The organism is uncultured Pseudomonas sp. (genome assembly GCF_913774235.1).
In the GTDB taxonomy this organism is placed as follows: Bacteria; Pseudomonadota; Gammaproteobacteria; order Pseudomonadales; family Pseudomonadaceae; genus Chryseomonas.
This window is the reverse complement of the sequence record NZ_CAJYDW010000005.1, coordinates 406,003-422,590: the sequence shown is the minus strand read 5'-3', so window position 1 is coordinate 422,590 and position 16,588 is coordinate 406,003. Positions and strand designations below refer to the sequence as shown.

General features: G+C 66.4%; 15 protein-coding genes. 5 read left to right on the top strand and 10 right to left on the bottom strand.

Annotated elements, in window-relative coordinates; translation table 11 throughout:
• Positions 1-158 precede the first annotated feature (158 nt).
• Positions 159-530, bottom strand: coding sequence for a hypothetical protein (locus QZ471_RS04385; RefSeq protein WP_295461195.1), 372 nt, complete (start codon positions 528-530; stop codon positions 159-161).
• Positions 531-956: 426 nt separating this feature from the next.
• Positions 957-1,577, bottom strand: a complete 621-nt coding sequence (gene rlmE / locus QZ471_RS04380; RefSeq protein ID WP_295461194.1) for a 23S rRNA (uridine(2552)-2'-O)-methyltransferase RlmE — start codon at positions 1,575-1,577, stop codon at positions 957-959.
• Positions 1,578-1,821: 244 nt separating this feature from the next.
• Between rlmE and QZ471_RS04375 the strand changes: the two genes are divergently transcribed.
• Together QZ471_RS04375 and QZ471_RS04370 are read left to right on the top strand one after the other, a co-directional pair.
• The gene (locus QZ471_RS04375; RefSeq protein WP_295461192.1) at positions 1,822-3,471 is read left to right on the top strand and encodes an NAD(P)/FAD-dependent oxidoreductase; all 1,650 of its coding nucleotides are present in this window, start codon (positions 1,822-1,824) and stop codon (positions 3,469-3,471) included.
• Complete coding sequence (locus tag QZ471_RS04370; protein WP_295461191.1) at positions 3,471-4,202, top strand: RNA methyltransferase; 732 nt, start codon at positions 3,471-3,473, stop codon at positions 4,200-4,202. The genes QZ471_RS04375 and QZ471_RS04370 overlap by 1 nt, the downstream gene beginning before the upstream one ends.
• A gap of 150 nt (positions 4,203-4,352) precedes the next feature.
• Here the strand turns inward: QZ471_RS04370 and QZ471_RS04365 are convergent, their stop codons facing one another.
• The gene (locus QZ471_RS04365; protein ID WP_295461189.1) at positions 4,353-4,745 is read right to left on the bottom strand and encodes a helix-turn-helix domain-containing protein; all 393 of its coding nucleotides are present in this window, start codon (positions 4,743-4,745) and stop codon (positions 4,353-4,355) included.
• Between the two features lie 104 nt (positions 4,746-4,849).
• Here QZ471_RS04365 and QZ471_RS04360 point away from each other — a divergent pair, with 104 nt between their 5' ends.
• Entirely contained in the window at positions 4,850-5,575 is a 726-nt protein-coding gene (locus QZ471_RS04360) for an SDR family oxidoreductase (RefSeq protein ID WP_295461187.1), read from the top strand.
• A gap of 141 nt (positions 5,576-5,716) precedes the next feature.
• Positions 5,717-6,688 (top strand): endonuclease, encoded by a 972-nt coding sequence (locus QZ471_RS04355; protein WP_295461186.1) that lies wholly within the window; start codon positions 5,717-5,719, stop codon positions 6,686-6,688.
• A gap of 240 nt (positions 6,689-6,928) precedes the next feature.
• On the opposite strand, the gene QZ471_RS04350 is transcribed toward QZ471_RS04355, so the two are convergent.
• The gene (locus QZ471_RS04350; protein ID WP_295461184.1) at positions 6,929-7,378 is read right to left on the bottom strand and encodes a DMT family transporter; all 450 of its coding nucleotides are present in this window, start codon (positions 7,376-7,378) and stop codon (positions 6,929-6,931) included.
• A 499-nt stretch (positions 7,379-7,877) separates the two neighbouring features.
• Between QZ471_RS04350 and QZ471_RS04345 the strand changes: the two genes are divergently transcribed.
• Positions 7,878-10,322: a PAS domain S-box protein gene (locus QZ471_RS04345; protein ID WP_295461183.1), complete on the top strand. Its 2,445-nt coding sequence runs from the start codon at positions 7,878-7,880 to the stop codon at positions 10,320-10,322.
• 60 nt (positions 10,323-10,382) lie between these two features.
• Here the strand turns inward: QZ471_RS04345 and QZ471_RS04340 are convergent, their stop codons facing one another.
• Genes QZ471_RS04340 through QZ471_RS04315 form a run of 6 tightly spaced genes read right to left on the bottom strand, consistent with a single transcriptional unit; the run spans position 10,383 to position 16,587 of the window.
• A complete protein-coding gene (locus QZ471_RS04340) occupies positions 10,383-11,786 on the bottom strand; it encodes an LLM class flavin-dependent oxidoreductase (protein WP_295461181.1) in 1,404 nt (467 codons plus the stop codon).
• Between the two features lie 8 nt (positions 11,787-11,794).
• Positions 11,795-12,748, bottom strand: coding sequence for an ABC transporter permease (locus tag QZ471_RS04335; RefSeq protein ID WP_295461179.1), 954 nt, complete (start codon positions 12,746-12,748; stop codon positions 11,795-11,797).
• Positions 12,745-13,734, bottom strand: coding sequence for an ABC transporter permease (locus QZ471_RS04330; protein WP_295461178.1), 990 nt, complete (start codon positions 13,732-13,734; stop codon positions 12,745-12,747). The genes QZ471_RS04335 and QZ471_RS04330 overlap by 4 nt, the downstream gene beginning before the upstream one ends.
• Entirely contained in the window at positions 13,718-15,256 is a 1,539-nt protein-coding gene (locus QZ471_RS04325) for a sugar ABC transporter ATP-binding protein (protein ID WP_295461176.1), read from the bottom strand. Before QZ471_RS04325 ends, QZ471_RS04330 begins: the two co-directional genes overlap by 17 nt.
• Positions 15,253-16,218, bottom strand: coding sequence for a sugar ABC transporter substrate-binding protein (locus QZ471_RS04320; RefSeq protein WP_295461175.1), 966 nt, complete (start codon positions 16,216-16,218; stop codon positions 15,253-15,255). Before QZ471_RS04320 ends, QZ471_RS04325 begins: the two co-directional genes overlap by 4 nt.
• 12 nt (positions 16,219-16,230) lie before the next feature.
• Positions 16,231-16,587, bottom strand: a complete 357-nt coding sequence (locus tag QZ471_RS04315) for a hypothetical protein (protein ID WP_295461173.1) — start codon at positions 16,585-16,587, stop codon at positions 16,231-16,233.
• Position 16,588 lies beyond the last annotated feature (1 nt).

Genomic DNA, 16,588 nt, shown 5'->3' with positions numbered 1-16,588 from the left:
AGCAGTGGGCTGTTGGACATGGAAGGCTGTGTCCGCGCCAGGCTGGACGGCGCCTAACCTGATCGTCCTGGATGAAGTCGATCCCCGGGGGGCAGGTACCGCCAGACAGGCCAGACGCGCAGCACCGACCTCGCACACAGAAAGCGACGCTGGACGCTTCAACGCTGCAGGCCGAGAAACTCCTGCAGTCGCAGCACTATGAGGTTGACCTCTGCCTTTTCAGAAAAGCCGATCCGCGGCCAGTCATAGCGTCTGTCGCGTTCGGTGGCATGTCCGTTTTCGAGCTTCAGCTGCTTGAAAAAGGCTCTGGTTTCAACGATTCCCCGACCCGCTCTCCTGGCATGGGATTCGACTTCAAAGGCAATTTCACCCAGATTCCCATCGGCCAGACCCGCAACGGGCCGGTACAGAAAGATCTGTCCTCGCTCGGCTTTTACGCATCTGAAGCCATGTCCGCTTTCCATCTCATACAAGGCCCCGTAGATAGTCGTCAGCAATCGTCTGGCCGTCTCGAACACATACACATCCATCTATCCAGCTCCCTGCGCTTCGGCCCAAGATCGCCATAACCACTGCAAGAGCGCAGATGAATAGGAAACCCTAGCAGTCGCTCAGGAATTAACTCTCGACGGACACATCGGCTCACAGTTGTGGGACGTCGATAAACAGCTGAGTCAGCCGATTCAGGCCCTGGCTAAGCAGCCTTTCCGCTCGATTGCGGCATGAACGGCCTTGAAGGTGCGACGCTGCACTGCACGCAGCCCGACTTGGCGGTGCAGATCGTCAGCGGGTAGCGGTAGGGATTAATGACGGATGAGGGTTTCGCCGGAGGCGGGGACTGGCTAAGCCCGTGGCGCGCAATCACCAGCGGACCATCCAACAGGCCCGCCTGATGCCAGGGTCGATCTAGGTTCTGTACGAAAAGTCGCCGAGCGCAGGCATTTTTCGTACGGAGCCTAGCCCTTGAAGCCCTTGCCTACCAGATAGACCTCACGCGAACGCGGGCGCGAGGCTTCGGGCTTGCGGATCGAAACCTTCTCGAAGGAGGTGCGCACGTCCTTGAGGAAGACGTCGGAGCCTTCGCCCTGGAAGACCTTGACCACGTAGTTGCCGCCCGGCTTGAGCACCTGGCGCACCATGTCGAGGGTCAGTTCCACCAGGTACATGGCGGCGGCCTGGTCGGCGGCCGCGACGCCGCTGATGTTGGGCGCGATGTCGGAGACGATCAGATCGGGCTTGCGGCCATCGAGCACGCCGAGGATCTTCTGGAAGACGGCATCATCGGTGAAGTCGCCCTGGACGAAGTCGACATTGTCCAGCGCGCCCATGGGCAGGATGTCGGTCGCCACCACCCGGCCCTGGTCGCCGACGATGCCACCGGCCACCTGCGACCAGCCACCGGGCGCCGAGCCCAGGTCCATGACCAGCATGCCGGGGCGGATCAGCTTGTCCTTCTCGTTGAGCTCGATCAGCTTGTAGCTGGAGCGCGAGCGCAGTCCGTCTTTCTGAGCGCGTTTGACGAAGGGATCGTTGACGTGTTCATCCAGCCAGCGCCGGCTGCTTTTGGATCTTTTCATGTTGGAGCTACCACGGAAAATCGCTGAGAAGCGGCCGCACGCCAAGTCTGGCCGGCCGCAAAGTGGCGGCGATTATAAGCCGATAACGGCCAGGGACGAATCTGCGATCGCCAGGGCGACCGCTGGACGGCCCGCGCGAGCACCCATCGCCTCGGCCTGACAGCGCCGGGGCCGGCGGGTACAATCGCCGCCCTACCCCTCCTCGTCCCTTCCTTTGCCGGAGTCACCGGCCAGGATCTTTGTCATGATTCGCATCAACGAACTGTCCCTGCCGCTCGACCATACTCCCGCCGAGCTGCGCCAGGCCATCGTCAGTCGCCTGAACCTGCGCGACGCCGATCTGCTCGACTTCACCGTGTTCAAGCGCAGCTACGATGCGCGCAAGAAGAACAGCGTCATCCTGTTCATCTACATCATCGACCTGGAAGTGCGCGACGAGGCGGCGGTGCTGGCGCGCTTCGCCAACGACCTGCAGGTCCGCCCGGCGCCGGACACCGGCTACTACCCGGTCGGCCAGGCCCCGGCCACTCTGACCGAGCGCCCGCTGGTCGTAGGGTTCGGCCCCTGCGGCCTGTTCGCCGCCCTGCTGCTCGCCCAGATGGGCTTCAAGCCCATCGTGCTCGAGCGCGGCAAGGATGTCCGCAGCCGCACCAAGGACACCTGGGCGCTGTGGCGCAAGAAGGTGCTGACGCCCGAATCCAACGTGCAATTCGGCGAAGGCGGTGCCGGGCTGTTTTCCGACGGCAAGCTCTACAGCCAGATCAAGGACCCGAAGTTCTACGCCCGCAAGGTGATGCACGAGTTCGTCCGCGCCGGTGCGCCGGAAGAAATCCTCTACGTCAGCAAGCCGCACATCGGCACCTTCCGCCTGACCGGCGTGGTAGCAGCCATGCGTGAGGAGATCATCGCCCTCGGCGGCGAAGTCCGTTTCGAGAGCAAGGTGACCGATCTGCTGATCGACGACGGCCAGCTCGAAGGCGTGGTGCTGGCCAATGGCGAAACGCTGCACAGCCGCCATGTGGTGCTGGCTCTGGGCCACAGCTCCCGCGATACCTTCCGTATGCTGCACCGCCAGGGTGTCTTCATCGAGGCCAAGCCCTTCGCTATCGGCTTCCGCATCGAACACCCCCAGGGCATGATCGACGAGGCTCGGCTGGGCAAGTACGCCGGCCACCCGGAACTCGGTGCCGCCGATTACAAGGTGGTCCATCACGCCAAGAATGGCCGCGCCGTGTACAGCTTCTGCATGTGCCCGGGCGGCACCGTGGTGGCCGCCACCTCGGAGCCGGGACGGGTCGTCACCAACGGCATGAGCCAGTACTCGCGCAACGAGCGCAACGCCAACTCCGGCATCGTGGTGGGCATCAATCCCGAACAGGACTTTCCCGGCGATCCGCTGGCCGGCGTCGAGTTGCAGGAGCGTCTCGAATCGCGCGCCTACGAGCTGGGTGGTAGCGACTATTGTGCGCCCGGCCAGTTGGTGGGCGACTTCATTCGCGGCGTGCCCTCCACCGCCTTCGGTGACGTCGAGCCCTCCTACAAGCCCGGTGTGCGCCTGGGCGACCTGGCGCCATCGCTGCCCGCCTACGCCATCGAGGCCATTCGTGAGGCCCTGCCCGCCTTCGGCAAGCAGATCCGCGGCTTCGACCGCCCTGACGCCATCCTCACCGGCATCGAGACCCGCACCTCCTCGCCAGTGCGCATCACCCGCGACAACGACAGCCTGCAGAGCCTGAACCTGCGCGGCCTCTACCCAGCCGGTGAAGGCGCCGGCTATGCCGGCGGCATCCTGTCCGCCGGTGTGGACGGCATCAAGGTGGCCGAGGCGCTGGCCAAGTCGATGCTCGCCGACGCCGACGCGCTGAACGCCCCGCTCGACCGGGCCGCCGGCTGATGAAGCTCGACGACATCAAGAAGCTCCACCAGAAGAAGTACCGCGCCGAATTCGGCCACTTCCTGGTGGAGGGCGAGCACCTGGCGTTGGAGCTGCAGAAGGCGACTCTGCAAAATCCTCATCTGCAGCGGTCGGAACTCTATGTGACGAGCGCCTACGAGCACTGGCAGAGTCCGTTCCGGACCCACCTGATCAGTGACCGGCAGATGGCCCAGCTCGCCGATACCAAGACCCCGCAAGGCATCCTCGCGGTGGTACCGCTGCCTGGGCCCACGGCGTCTGCACCGATCACCGGTGCCGGCGAACGCGCCGTCTACCTGCACGAGATCCAAGACCCCGGCAACCTGGGCACCATCCTACGCACCCTGGCCTGGTTCGGTGGTTTTCGCTGCCTGCTCAGCCCCGGCAGCGTCGACCCCTACAATCCCAAGGTGGTCCGCGCCAGCATGGGCGCCATCTTCCATACCCCGCTGGAACTCGACGTCGAACTCGACGGTTTGCAGACGCGCTTCCCGCGCCTCGCCTGCCTGGACATGCAGGGCACGCCCCTCCAGTCAGCCGAGTTCAAAAGCTTCGACTGCTACCTCTTCGGCAACGAAGCCCGCGGCGTACCCCGTGAGCAGCTCACGGCCCTGAACGCCCAGCCCTTCACCATCGAAGGCTCGGGCGCCATCGAGTCGCTGAATCTGGCGGCGACGGTGAACATGTGCGTCTATGAGTTGAGTCGGTAGCGGTCAGCCACGAGTGCCAGGCGCCTCAGCTCCTGGCCAGGTTGTCCTGAGCCCTGTCACGCCCAGCAAGCACCTGTGACCAGGAGATCCAGGACGGCCCTCCTGTCCCTTCACCTGCCCGGTGATAGCCGGGGCCAGATCATCCGGCGGCTAGACCTCTTCCTCCTGCTCATGGCGCTTTCTCACCAGGTCATAGGCACGCTGCGCCTCTTCCAATGCGGCACCGTTGGCCAGGGACCACTCGTAGAGGGCGGCAAAGGGTTCACGCAGCGAGCAGCCAAGTGGGGTGATGGTGTACTCGACGCCGATCGGCTGCGTCGGCAGCACCTTGCGACTGATCAGGCCGTTGCGCTCCAAACGCTTCAAGGCATCGGACAGAGATTTATGCGTGATGCCGTGGAGGCGACGTTTAAGGTCATTGAACCGCGCCGGCTGGGTGCAGAGCACGCTCAGGATCAGCACCGTCCACTTGTTGGCGATGTGTTCGAGGATAGGCCGCGTCGCATTGACATCCAGCGGTAGCTCAAGCGCGTCTTTGGCCATGGGTATACGCCTCTATATCTAGGCACCATCAGGTGCGTTCTTGTGATTAGATATAGGAATGATACCTTCGCTCAGAGTCATCCACATCACTCTCGTGAGGACTTATGAGCAACCTTTCTGGAAAAATTGCCGTCGTGATCGGTGGTCATGGCGGCATTGGCGGTGCCATCGCAGAGCGCTTTGCAACGGAAGGCGCCATCGTGTACGCAACCAGTCGTCGCGCCCAGGCGGGTGAAGTCGAGTGCGGTGCGGGCAGGCTGCGTCAGGCCCAGGTCGACGCTTCCGACTTGACCGCACTCTCGGCCTTCTTCGAGACGGTGCAGCGCGAAGCCGGGCGCGTGGACGTGCTGGCGGTCAACGCCGGCCTCTCCGAGTTCGCCCCGCTCGACGCCATCAGCGAAGACCATTTCGACCGGACCTTCGATCTCAACGTCCGCACGCTGCTGTTCGCCACCCAAGCCGCGACCGCGATCATGCCGGCCGGGGGCGCCGTCGTATTGGTGGGCTCGATAGCCGCCACCATCGGCACCCAGGGCTATGGCGTCTATGGCGCGACCAAGGCCGCCGTGCGCTCCTTCGCGCGGACCTGGGCTAATGAGCTGGCGCCGCGCAATATCCGCGTCAACGTGGTGGCTCCGGGACCGACCGATACCGCCATGATGGCGGCGGCGTCCGCGGAGATTCGCGAGAGGCTGACGACGCTGATCCCGCTCGGCCGGATGGCTCGCGCCGATGAAGTGGCCGCGGCCGCACTGTTTCTCGTGAGCGACCAAAGCAGCTTCATCACCGGGGCCGAGCTGCCGGTCGACGGTGGCATGGCGCAGGTCTGAGCGATGCGGCCTGGGCGCTGGACGCAATCCGGGACAGGACTGAAGACCCCTGCCCCGCTTCGGACGGCTTTGGGTCCCACCTCACTCTCGCTCCTGGCAAAAGCTATACAATTCGGCGCCCTTTCTGACCTGTGAAGATTCATGCGCCTGCTGCTGTCGCTTTTCCTCGCCACACTGCTCGTCACCTCCGCTCACGCAACGGCACCCGATACCTTCGTAGACGCCAAGGTAATCGCCAGACAAAAAGTTTATTTCGACCAGAATACCAGCGCCGAGGGCGACCTCTACTGCGGTTGCCAATGGGCGTGGGTCGGCAAGTCCGGAGGACGGGTCGATGCGCCCTCCTGTGGCTTCCAGGCGCGCAAGCAGGAAACCCGCGGCGAACGCACCGAGTGGGAACATATCGTCCCCGCCTGGACCTTCGGCCATCAGCGCCAGTGCTGGCAGAACGGCGGACGCGAACACTGCGTCGCCGACGACCCGGTGTTCCGCGCCATGGAGGCCGACCTCTTCAATCTCTACCCCGCCGTCGGCGAGGTGAATGGCGACCGGGCGAATTTCAACTATGGCATGGCGCAGGGCGTGCAACCCCAGTACGGTCGCTGCTCGACGAAGATCGACTTCCAGGAGCGCGTCGCTGAGCCGCGGGACGACGTCAAGGGCCTGGTCGCCCGCGTCACCTTCTACATGTTCGATCGCTACGCGCTGAACATGTCGCGTCAGCAGCAGCAACTGCTGATGGCCTGGGATCAACAGCATCCGGTGACCGCCTGGGAGCGTCAGCGGGATCAACGGATCGCCGCGGTGATGGGCCATGCCAACCCCTTCGTGTCCGGTGAGCGGCACTGGACCCTCGGCTACCAACCCGTTGGGGACGGCGTGGTCAGTCCTATACCGGCGCCCAGGTCGGCGCCCTCGGCATCTGCCAGGACCGACGGCCCAGCGCCGTCCCAGGTGGGGTCGATCATCGGCAACCGTAATAGCCATGTCTATCACCTGGCCGTGGGCTGCCCGAGCTATGCCCAGGTCTCGCCCAAGAACCAGGTGCGCTTCGCTTCCGAAGCCGAGGCGAAGGCGGCAGGCTTTACCAAGGCGGGCAATTGCTCGCGTTGAGGCCTGGGCACCATACCCAACTATCTGAGCACCTTTCTGCGGCCTAACGTGGGTAGGAAAGTCCTGGCATCCCGCGGCTGGTCGCTCATCGACGTCTGCGGCATCGGCGACTCCGCAGCGCACTTGACGCGTTCGTCGGGTGCGCCCCTGGCATACAGCAGGCAGGAACCATGGCGACGAGCTTTCCCTGCTGGCCCATCCCGGCGAAAGGGCGAGCGAAGGACGAACAGCCGCGGCTGTTCAGAAGCGCGCGATCAGCACGACCCCGGCGATCATGAAGACCGCACCTAGCAGGCGCCAACCGTTGACTGCGTGCTGCTCCATGGAGAACAGGCCGAAATGATCGATGGCCAGGCTGGCGATGAGGTTGGCCGTGATGGTGACCCCATTCACCGGAGCCGCGCCGAGCCGCTGGATGAAGAGGAGTCCGGCGAAGACCGCGACGGCACCGGCAATGCCACCGAGCGGCGCCCACCAGGGCATGTTGCCGATCTGATTGACCGACGGGAGCGGCTTGGGCATGCAGAGGAACAGGCCCACCGCCACGAAGGTGACCATCACGAAGGACACGGAGGTGGCCAGCCAGGGATTGACCAGGGCCTTGTTGAGCGAGCCGTTCATGGCCGCGCCCGCAGCCTGCAGGAAGCCGGCAATGACGATGAGGAGATAAGCCCAATTCGCGGTATTCATAGGAGTCGTCTCGGAGCGGAGCGTGGGGAAAGGCGCGGGGCCGGCTCACCGACCGAGCGAAGCCTGAGTTACGACCGGAAGCCCAGCCCAAAAGTGCCGCCGAAACGTCCTGCGGGGGGCTCTGCACCGGGCGCTGCGCAGCGAGCAGCCAGCGTTTCCGCGCAGACAAAGGCCTTACCGTTCGTCGCCTGCGCCTGCCATTCTGCTCTCCGCTCACGGCTTGCCCTGGTCGACGCTCCGCGGTTTCTCCCGCGGAACGTGTCGTGGTGCCCCGCAGAGAGCAGCCTCGTGCGCGCTGTTGCCAAGAGAACGAACGAGGCTGAGCTGTGCGCGAGTTATCCGTTATCGCAACAACCCGATCGACCGCTGCGCTTGGGCGACCGCTATACTGGCCGGGCACGGCCTGTGACGACTGCCTCGCGCATCCTGTAGCAGAGGCGTCAGCCTGTCGCTCGCTAACTCCCCTTCTGCCCGGCCCGGGCGACGTACGAGCGGCCCGATGAGCACCACGCCTCTGATTTCCAGTCTTTCCGCCAGTCTCGCGCAAGACGTCGACCTCGTGGCTGAGATCGCCGCGATTCCCCGTATGTTGGACACGGTGTGCCGGCTGACCGGCATGGGCTTCGCCGCCGTCGCCCGGGTGACCGATGACCGCTGGATCGCCTGCAGCACCCTCGACCTGATCGGTTTCGGTCTCGGGCCCGGCGACGAGCTGGTGGTTGAGTCGACGATCTGCGATGAAATCCGCGATCACCGCCAACCGGTGGTGATCGACGACGTGGCGCAGGACGACCGTTACCGCGATCACCACACCCCCCGGCAATACGGTTTGCGCAGCTACATCTCCGTGCCCATCGTGCTCGAAGACGGCAGCTTCTTCGGCACCCTCTGCGCGATAGATCCGCGACCCGCCCATCCCAGTCGCCCGGAAGTGCTGGCGACCTTCGAACTGTTCGCCGGCATGATCGCCCTGGAAATCGCGGCGCAGCGCCGCTTCCTGGCCGCGCGCAATGTCCTGCACAGCGAATCCTTCTCGCGCAGTCTGCTCAAGGCCAGCCTGGACTGCGTCAAGGTTTTGTCCGCCGAGGGCCACATCGAATTCATGAACAGCCAGGGGCTGGAGCTGAATCAGCTGCAGTCCCTGGATGATGTCATGGGCGCGGAATATGCCGCCCTGTGGCCGGAACACGAACAGGGCAAGATCCGCCAGGCCGTCCAGCTGGCACGCCAGGGCCAGAACACGCGCGTGGAAGGCTTCTGCCCGACCGCGCGAGGCGAACCGCGCTGGTGGGAAGTCTCCTGCTCGCCCTTCGAGGTGCCCGGCAGCGACCACCCGAAGATCGTCTGCATCTCCCGCGACATCAGCCGCCGCGTACTGGCCGGCCAGGCGCAGCAGGCGCGGACCGAAGCCATGACCGCGCTCAACGATGAGCTGGAACGTCAGGTCTCGGCGCGTACCGCCGAGCGCGACCAGATCTGGCAGTGCTCGACCGATCCACTCTGCGTGGCGAGCCTCGATGGCTTCTTCCTCAGCCTCAACCCCGCCTGGGTGAGAACGCTGGGCTGGACCCTCGAGGAGTTGAAGGCCGAGCCCTTCGTGGCCTTCATCCATCCCGACGACCTGGCCACCACGCGCCAGGCCTTCAGCGCCCTGGTGCAGGGCAAGCCGGTGAGCAATTTCGAGAACCGCTACCGGCATCGGGATGGCTCCTACCGCTGGCTGTCGTGGAATGCCGTGTACAACGACGGGCTGATCTATGCCACGGTGCGTGACGTCTCGCAGCAGCGGCAGAATGCCCTGGACCTGGCCAACGCCGAGGATGCCTTGCGGCAATCGCAGAAGATGGAGGCCATCGGGCAACTCACCGGCGGGGTGGCCCATGACTTCAACAACCTGCTGACGGTCATCAAGTCGTCCTGTGACCTGCTCAAGCGCCCGAACCTGAGCGAAGAGCGTCGCGACCGCTACATCAACGCCATTTCCGCGACCATCGACCGGGCGGCGAAGTTGACGGGACAGTTACTGGCCTTCGCCCGGCGCCAGGCGCTCGCGCCCGAGGTGTTCTCGGCGAGCGGCAACGTGCGCGCCCTGAATGACATGCTCGAGACGCTGCTGGGCTCGCGCATCCAGGTCACCCTGGCGCTGCCCGAAGATCCCTGCCTGATCTACGCGGACCCGGGGCAGTTCGACACCGCCCTGGTGAACATGGCAGTCAATGCCCGCGATGCCATGAACGGGGCCGGCCAGTTGACCATCGGCATCGAGATCACCGCTCTTGCGGACAGCCCGGCCGCGGTGGTCGTTTCGATCAGCGACACCGGCAGTGGCATCGCTCGGGAGCACCTCGACCAGATCTTCGAACCCTTCTTCACCACCAAGAGGGTCGGCCAGGGCACGGGGCTGGGCCTCAGCCAGGTATTCGGCTTCATCAAGCAATCCGGCGGCGAGATCCAGGTGAGCAGCGAAGTCGGGCATGGCACCACCATCCGCCTCGCGCTGCCGCGAGTGATCGGCGAGGCCGGTGCGTTGCCGGTGCCCGAGACCCAGGCGCTGGCCGATGGACATGGCCTGGCGGTGCTGGTGGTCGAGGACAATCACGACGTGGGTACCTTCGCCGTCGAGTCCCTGAAGGACTTGGGCTATCGCCCGGTCCTGGCGTCGAACGCCGACCGCGCCCTGGCCTTGCTCGCCGAGAAACCCGGCCACTTCGGCGTGGTCTTCTCCGACGTGGTCATGCCCGGCATGAGCGGCCTGGAACTGGCCATCGAAATCCGCCGACTGTATCGCTGCCTGCCTATCCTGCTCACCTCCGGCTACAGCCATATCCTGGCCACCAACGGCGCCCAGGGCTTCGAGCTGATCCACAAGCCCTATTCGGTGGAAGAGTTGTCGCGGCGTCTGCAGGAAATCCTGGAAGAAGCCGCGATGCATTGGGCGCCCTGATAGGCATTCCACTCCAACCATTCGCGAGGCGGGACGCGGTCTCGCGGACACCCCAGCCCCCTAGGCCGGCTGGAGCACCCCGAGCTTTTCCCGCTGCCGCGCCAGGTCCCGATAGCCCGCGGCCGGGTGGTCGGCCGGCAGGCGTGGGCCGGTCCCGCCGAGTTTCTCGCGCAGGGTACCGTCTTGATAGGCACGCTTATAGACGCCGCGCCGTTGCAGCTCCGGGACCAGCAGCTCCACCACGTCGGCGAAGGTCTCGTGGGTCACGGCATAGGCCAGGTTGAAGCCGTCCACGTCGGTTTCCTCGACCCAGCTCTGCAACTCGTCTGCCACCGTCGCGGGACTGCCCACCAGCAGCGGGCCGAAGCCGCCGATGCCGACCCAGTCGGCCAGCTCCTGCACCGTCCATTGCTTACTGGGATCGGCCGTGGAGAAGGCCTCCACCGCCGACTGGATGGCGTTGGTGTGCAGGTGCTTGAGTACCTGGTCCGGGCGGTAGGCGGCGAAGTCGATGCCGGTCCAGCCGGAGATCAGCGTCAAGGCGCCCTCGTAGCTCACGTAGCCCTTGTAGTCCTGCCACTTGGCCCGGGCCTGGGCATCGGTTTCGCCGACGATGACCGTCTGCAGGTTGAAGATCTTCACCTGACGCGGATCGCGACCGGCCTCGGCGGCCCGGCGGCGGATGTCGGCCACGGTTTTCTTGAGCACCGTCTTGGACGGCGCGGCGACGAAGACACACTCGGCGTGCTCGGCGGCGAACTGCCGCCCACGACTGCTGGCGCCGGCCTGGTAGAGCACCGGGGTGCGTTGGGGCGAGGGTTCGCAGAGGTGATAACCGGGCACCTGGAAGTGGCGGCCATGGTGCCCGATGGGATGCACCTTGGCCGGGTCGGTGAAGCGCCCGGAGGCGCGATCGCGCAGCACCGCGCCCTCCTCCCAGCTGCCTTCGAGCAGCTTGTAGACGACCTGCAGGTATTCCTCGGCGTAGTCGTAGCGGGCGTCGTGATCGGCCTGGGCGGACTGGCCGAGATTGCGCGCGCCGCTTTCCAGGTAGGAGGTGACGATGTTCCAGCCGATGCGCCCCTTGGTCAGGTGATCCAGAGTGGAGAGCCGGCGGGCGAAGGGATAGGGATGCTCGAAGCTCAGGGAGGCGGTGAGGCCGAAGCCCAGGTGGCGGGTCACCGCCGCCATGGGAGTGATCAGCGCCAGGGGATCGTTGACCGGCACCTGGGTGGCCTCGCGCAGGGTGGCCTCGGGACCGCCGCCGTACACATCGTAGAGACCGAGGACATCGGCGATGAACAGCCCGTCGAACAGCCCGCGTTCGAGCAGTTGCGCCAGGTCGGTCCAGTAGTCGAGGTCCTTGTATTCCCAGGAGCGGTCGCGCGGGTGGCGCCAGAGGCCGGGAGATTGGTGGGCCACGCAATTCATGTCGAAGGCATTGAGGCGGATTTCACGGGACATGGGGGCTCCTAGTGGGAGGCGTCGTGGCGCCGGGCGAATTGGTTGAGGGTCAGCACCAAGAGAATCAGCAGTCCGGTGGCGACCTGCTGCCAATAGAAATTCCAGCCCACCAGCAGCAGGCCATTGGTGGCCACCGCCAGCAGCAGTACCCCTAGCAGACTGCCGGGTACGTTGGGCCGGCCGTAGCGATTGAGGCTGGCGCCGATGAACACGGCGCCGATGCCATTGATGAGGTAGGCGTTGCCCGAGAGCGGTACATAGGCGTCGATGCGCAGCGCCAGCAGGATGCCGGCGACTGCCGCCGCCAGGGCGGTGGCCAGGCAGGTCCAGAGCGCCAGGCGGCGCAGCGCCAGCCCTGAATAGCGCGCCACCAGCGGCTGGCTGCCTAGCGCCAGCAAGGCGCGCCCCAGGCGGCCGCGAGCCAGTACCAGGCCGTAGAGCACGGCCAACAGCAATACCGTCCAGACCGCCGCCGGCAGCCCGAGCCAGCTGCTCGCGGCTGGCCTGAACTCCGGTTTCAGATACAGCGGCAGCCCGCCCTCGGACAGCAGTTGTTGCAGGCTGGTGCCGATGAACAGCAGCCCCAGGCTGGCGAGGAAAGGCGACAGCCCCACGCCGGCCACCAGCAGGGCATTGGCCAGGCCAACCAGCAGCCCCAGGCCCAGGCCACCGGCGAGCGCCACGGCCAGTGACCAGCCGGCGTTGAGCAAGGCGATGCAGCCAAAGGCCGCCAGGTCCAGGGCGATACCTACCGAGAGATCGATGCCACCCGCGGCGATGGCGTAGGTCAGCCCCAGGGCCACCAGCGCCGGTACCAGGCCATTGTTCAGCAGCAGGCTGAGCAGGTTGCCCTGGCTGAGAAAGCCGGGCGCGGCCAGGGCGAAGGCCACCACCAGCGTGAGGAACAGCAAGGGCAACGCCAGGCGCAGGCCAGGACGAGCCGGAGCAAGAGTCGCGCTCATCGACCGCCCTCCTTGCGTAGACTGGCCGCAGCCACCACCAGCAGGATCAGCGCACCCTGGACGCCATTGACCAGGAAGCTGCTCACCCCGAGCAATTGAAAGCCGTTGCCGAGCATGCCCACCAGCAGCGCCGCCAGCAGGGTGCCACCGACGCTCGGCTGGGAGCGCCAAGAGAACACGGTGCCGAGAAAGGCGATGGCTACCACGGGCAGCAGCAACTCGCCCGACCCCGGCGTGCTGCCGCTGAACCAGGCCACCGAGAGCAGCGCCGCCAGGCCGGCGCAGCCGCCGGCCAGCAGATAGCTGGAAAACACCAGCGTCCGTACCGGTAGACCGGCGGCGCGCGCCGCTTCGGGATGATCGCCCACCGCCGCCAGCCGCAGGCCGTAGGGGGTGCGCTGCAGCAGTACCGCCAGCACCAGGGTGGTCGCCAGCAGCACCCAACCGGGCGCTGGGATGCCTAGCAGGCTGCCGAGCGCCAGTCCATCCAACCAGGGCGCACTGGCCGGCAGCACGGTGTTCTCGCTCAAGACCAGCTCCAGGCCGGCCACCACGTTGAGACTGGCCAGGGTGGCCAGCAGCGGCGGCAGGCCCAGCAGGGTCACCGTCAGGCCGTTGACCGCCCCGACCAGCAGGCCACAGACCAGGGTCAGGCCGATGGCCAGCGGCGCGCCAAAACCGGCGTTGACCAGGGTCGCCTGGACGGCCGCGCAGAGCCCGAGGTTGGCCGCCAGCGACAGGTCCAGCCCGCCAGCCAGGACGTTGCCACCGCCTCCGACGATCACCAGGGTCAGGCCCAGGGCCAGGATGCCGGGGATGGCGGCCTGGGCCAGGATATTGGCCAGGTTCCCCGTCCCGAGAAAGCCCGGCGCGCGCCAGGCGAACAACGCGGCGATCACGCCGAAGGCCAGCAGCGCCCCATGGCGCCAAAGATCCGGTCTCCAGGCCAGGGCGGGCGCCGTCAGTTGATCAGGAGGCGAGGCCAAGACTTACCCTCCCTTCCGCTTCCGCGGGCACGACACCCGCGCCCGTGGCGGCCGCCAGCAGCTCTGCGGCGCTGAGTTCGGCCGCCGGGCGCGCGGGCAGCAGCCGCCCCCGATGCATGACATGGATACGGTCGCAGAGGTTGAGCAACTCGGGCAGATCCACCGAGAGGATCAGCACACCAGCGCCCTGCTCCACCAGCCGCCCAACCTGGCGATAGAGTTCGGCCCGCGCGGCGAGATCGATGCCCACGCTGGGTTCATCGAGCAGATAGAGGCGCGCATCCCGGGCCAGCCATTTGCCCAAGGCGACCTTCTGCTGGTTGCCGCCGCTCAGGTGACGCACCGGGGTGTCCAGCTCCGGGGTACGGATGTCCAGCGCCTCGCGTAGCCTTAGTGCCGCCTGACGCTCGGCGCCTGGCCGGCGGAGACCGAACCAGCTGAAACGCTCCAAGGCCGCCAGGGTGAGATTCTCGGTGACGGTGAGATCCAGGGCCACGCCCTGCTGGCGGCGATTCTCCGGCAACAACGCCAGGCCTGCGCGCACCGCCGCGCGCGGACTGGCGAAGCGTTGCGCACGACCGTCCAGCAGCACCTCGCCCTCGGCCACCGGCAGCAGGCCGAACAGCGTCTTGAGCAACTCCTTGGCGCCCGAGCCGACCAGGCCAGCCACTCCGACCACCTCGCCGCGGCGCACCTGGAGGTCGACCTCGGCGAAGACACCCGGGCGGCCCAGCTTGCGGGTCTCCAACAGCACCTCGCCCCGTGCCGCCGGCGTCTTGGGATAGGCCTCGCCGAGCTCGCGGTTGATCATCAGCCGCGCCATGGCCGCCGCCGGCGTGGTGCTGGGTGTTACCTGCGCCACCACCTGGCCGCCGCGCAGCACCGTAGCGCGATCACAGAGGCGCTCCACCTCCTGCAGATAGTGGGACACATAGAGCAAGGCGAGCCCCTGGTCACGCAACTGGCGCAGCAGGGTTAGCAGCCGCTCCACCTCGCCATGGGCCAGGGCCACCGTGGGTTCGTCGAGCACCAGTACCTTGGGTGTGGCCAGCAGTGCCCGGCTGATCTGCAGCAGTTGCTGTTCGGCGCTGCTCAGTTCCGCTACCCGGGTCCGCGCCCGGCAGTGCAGACCGAAGCGCTCGGCCAGCAGCCGTTCCGCTTCGCGCTCCTGGCCGCGGCGATCCAGCAGCGGCCCAAGGCGCCGCTCCTGACCGAAGAACAGCGCCTCGGCCAGGGTGAAGTTGGGCGGCAACAGCCGCTCCTGGTGGATGATGGCGATCCCCCGCCGGGCCAACTCGCGCGGTCCTGCGCCCGTCACGGCTTCGCCGTGCAGCCGTAGCGTCCCCGCATCGGGCGTCACCAGGCCACCGAGCACCTTGATCAGGGTGGACTTGCCGGCGCCGTTCTCGCCGATCAGGCCGTGGATTTCGCCGGCCCTCAGGGTCAGGTCGACCCCGTCCAGCGCCTGGGTGGCGCCATAGCGCTTGGAGATACCCTGCAGTTCGAGAGTCGGGGCACTCATGGATCACCCCGCAGCGCCGCGACCTCGTCCAGATTCGCCTTGGTGGTCAGCAGGGTCGGTACATGGGTCTCCTTGGGCAGGTCGCGCGCGCCGGCCAGGTAGCGGGCGACGTTCTGCACCGCGGTGCGGCCCATCAGCGCCGGTTGCTGGGCGACCACCGCGCCCACCGGGCTGTCGTCACGCTTGAGCAGCTCCAGCACCTCGGGGGTGCCATCGACGCCATAGGTCTTGATCTCGGTGCGGCCCGCCTCGATCAGCGCCTGGCTGGCGCCGAGCTGGGGGATGTCCCAGGCCGACCAGATGGCGGCGATCTGGCCCTTGGGATACTTGTTCAGCAGCGCCGCGATCTGGCCGCGGGCGTCCGGCACGGTGTTGGGAATCACATCGCGCAGCTCGGGCTGGATGATCTTCAGTCCCGGGTGGGCGTCCAGTACCTTGCGCAGCTCGGCGTAGCGGATGGCGCACACGGGCACGCCCTGGAAGCCGTTGAACACCAGGATGTCGCCCTTGCCCCCGGTGTCCTTGGCCAGTTGCTCGGCGAGTTCACGCCCGGCCGCGGCGTTGTCGGAGGTGGTGTTGTTGAGTCTGTACTGGGACGGCGCGTCGATGGTGAACAGCGGGATGCCGGCCGCCTGGATGCGGCGCAGCCAGGGGTCTATCACGCTCAGGGTGCCGAGGGTCTGGATCACCGCGTCCGGCTTCTGGGTCACCAGGGTCTGCAGCTGGGTCACCAGATTCTTGTCGTTACGGCCAGCATCCAGGGTGATGGGGGTGCCACCCAGCCGCTTGACCTCCTCCACCTGGGCCTGGAAGGCCTTGAGATCGAAGTAGTGGCTGGTGCCGGTCATGCTGATGGCGATGCGCTTGCCGGCCAGCGAAGGGATCTCGTCAGCAGACGCCAGCGCGGCCGTGGCCAACAGCGGCACGAGCAGCAGGGAACGGAGCAGTGTACGCAGTGACATGGCAGTCCTTTTCTAGTCGGTGATCGTCAGGTGGTGCTCGCCCAGCAGGCGCCGGAGATCGCGAACGGTCGGCCCGGGCTGACGTGGCGCTGGGGCTTCCGTCAGCCATTCGCGCTGGAGCTCGGCGGCGAGCTGGCGGGCGTGGTCGGCGGCCAGGCGTGCCTGGATCTGCGGCAGCGGCCCAACATCGGCAGCGCTGGCATGCGCCAGGGCGCGCGCCGCGGCCAGGCGGACCTGGAGATCACCGACCGCGGCGATCACCAGCGGATCGCGGGCACGGGCGTCCTGGGGCAGCGCCTCGCGAAGGTGCGCGAGGACTCCTTCGGCGAAGGCGAGTTCTGCATGGGTAGCGGGGGTGAGATCGGTCATG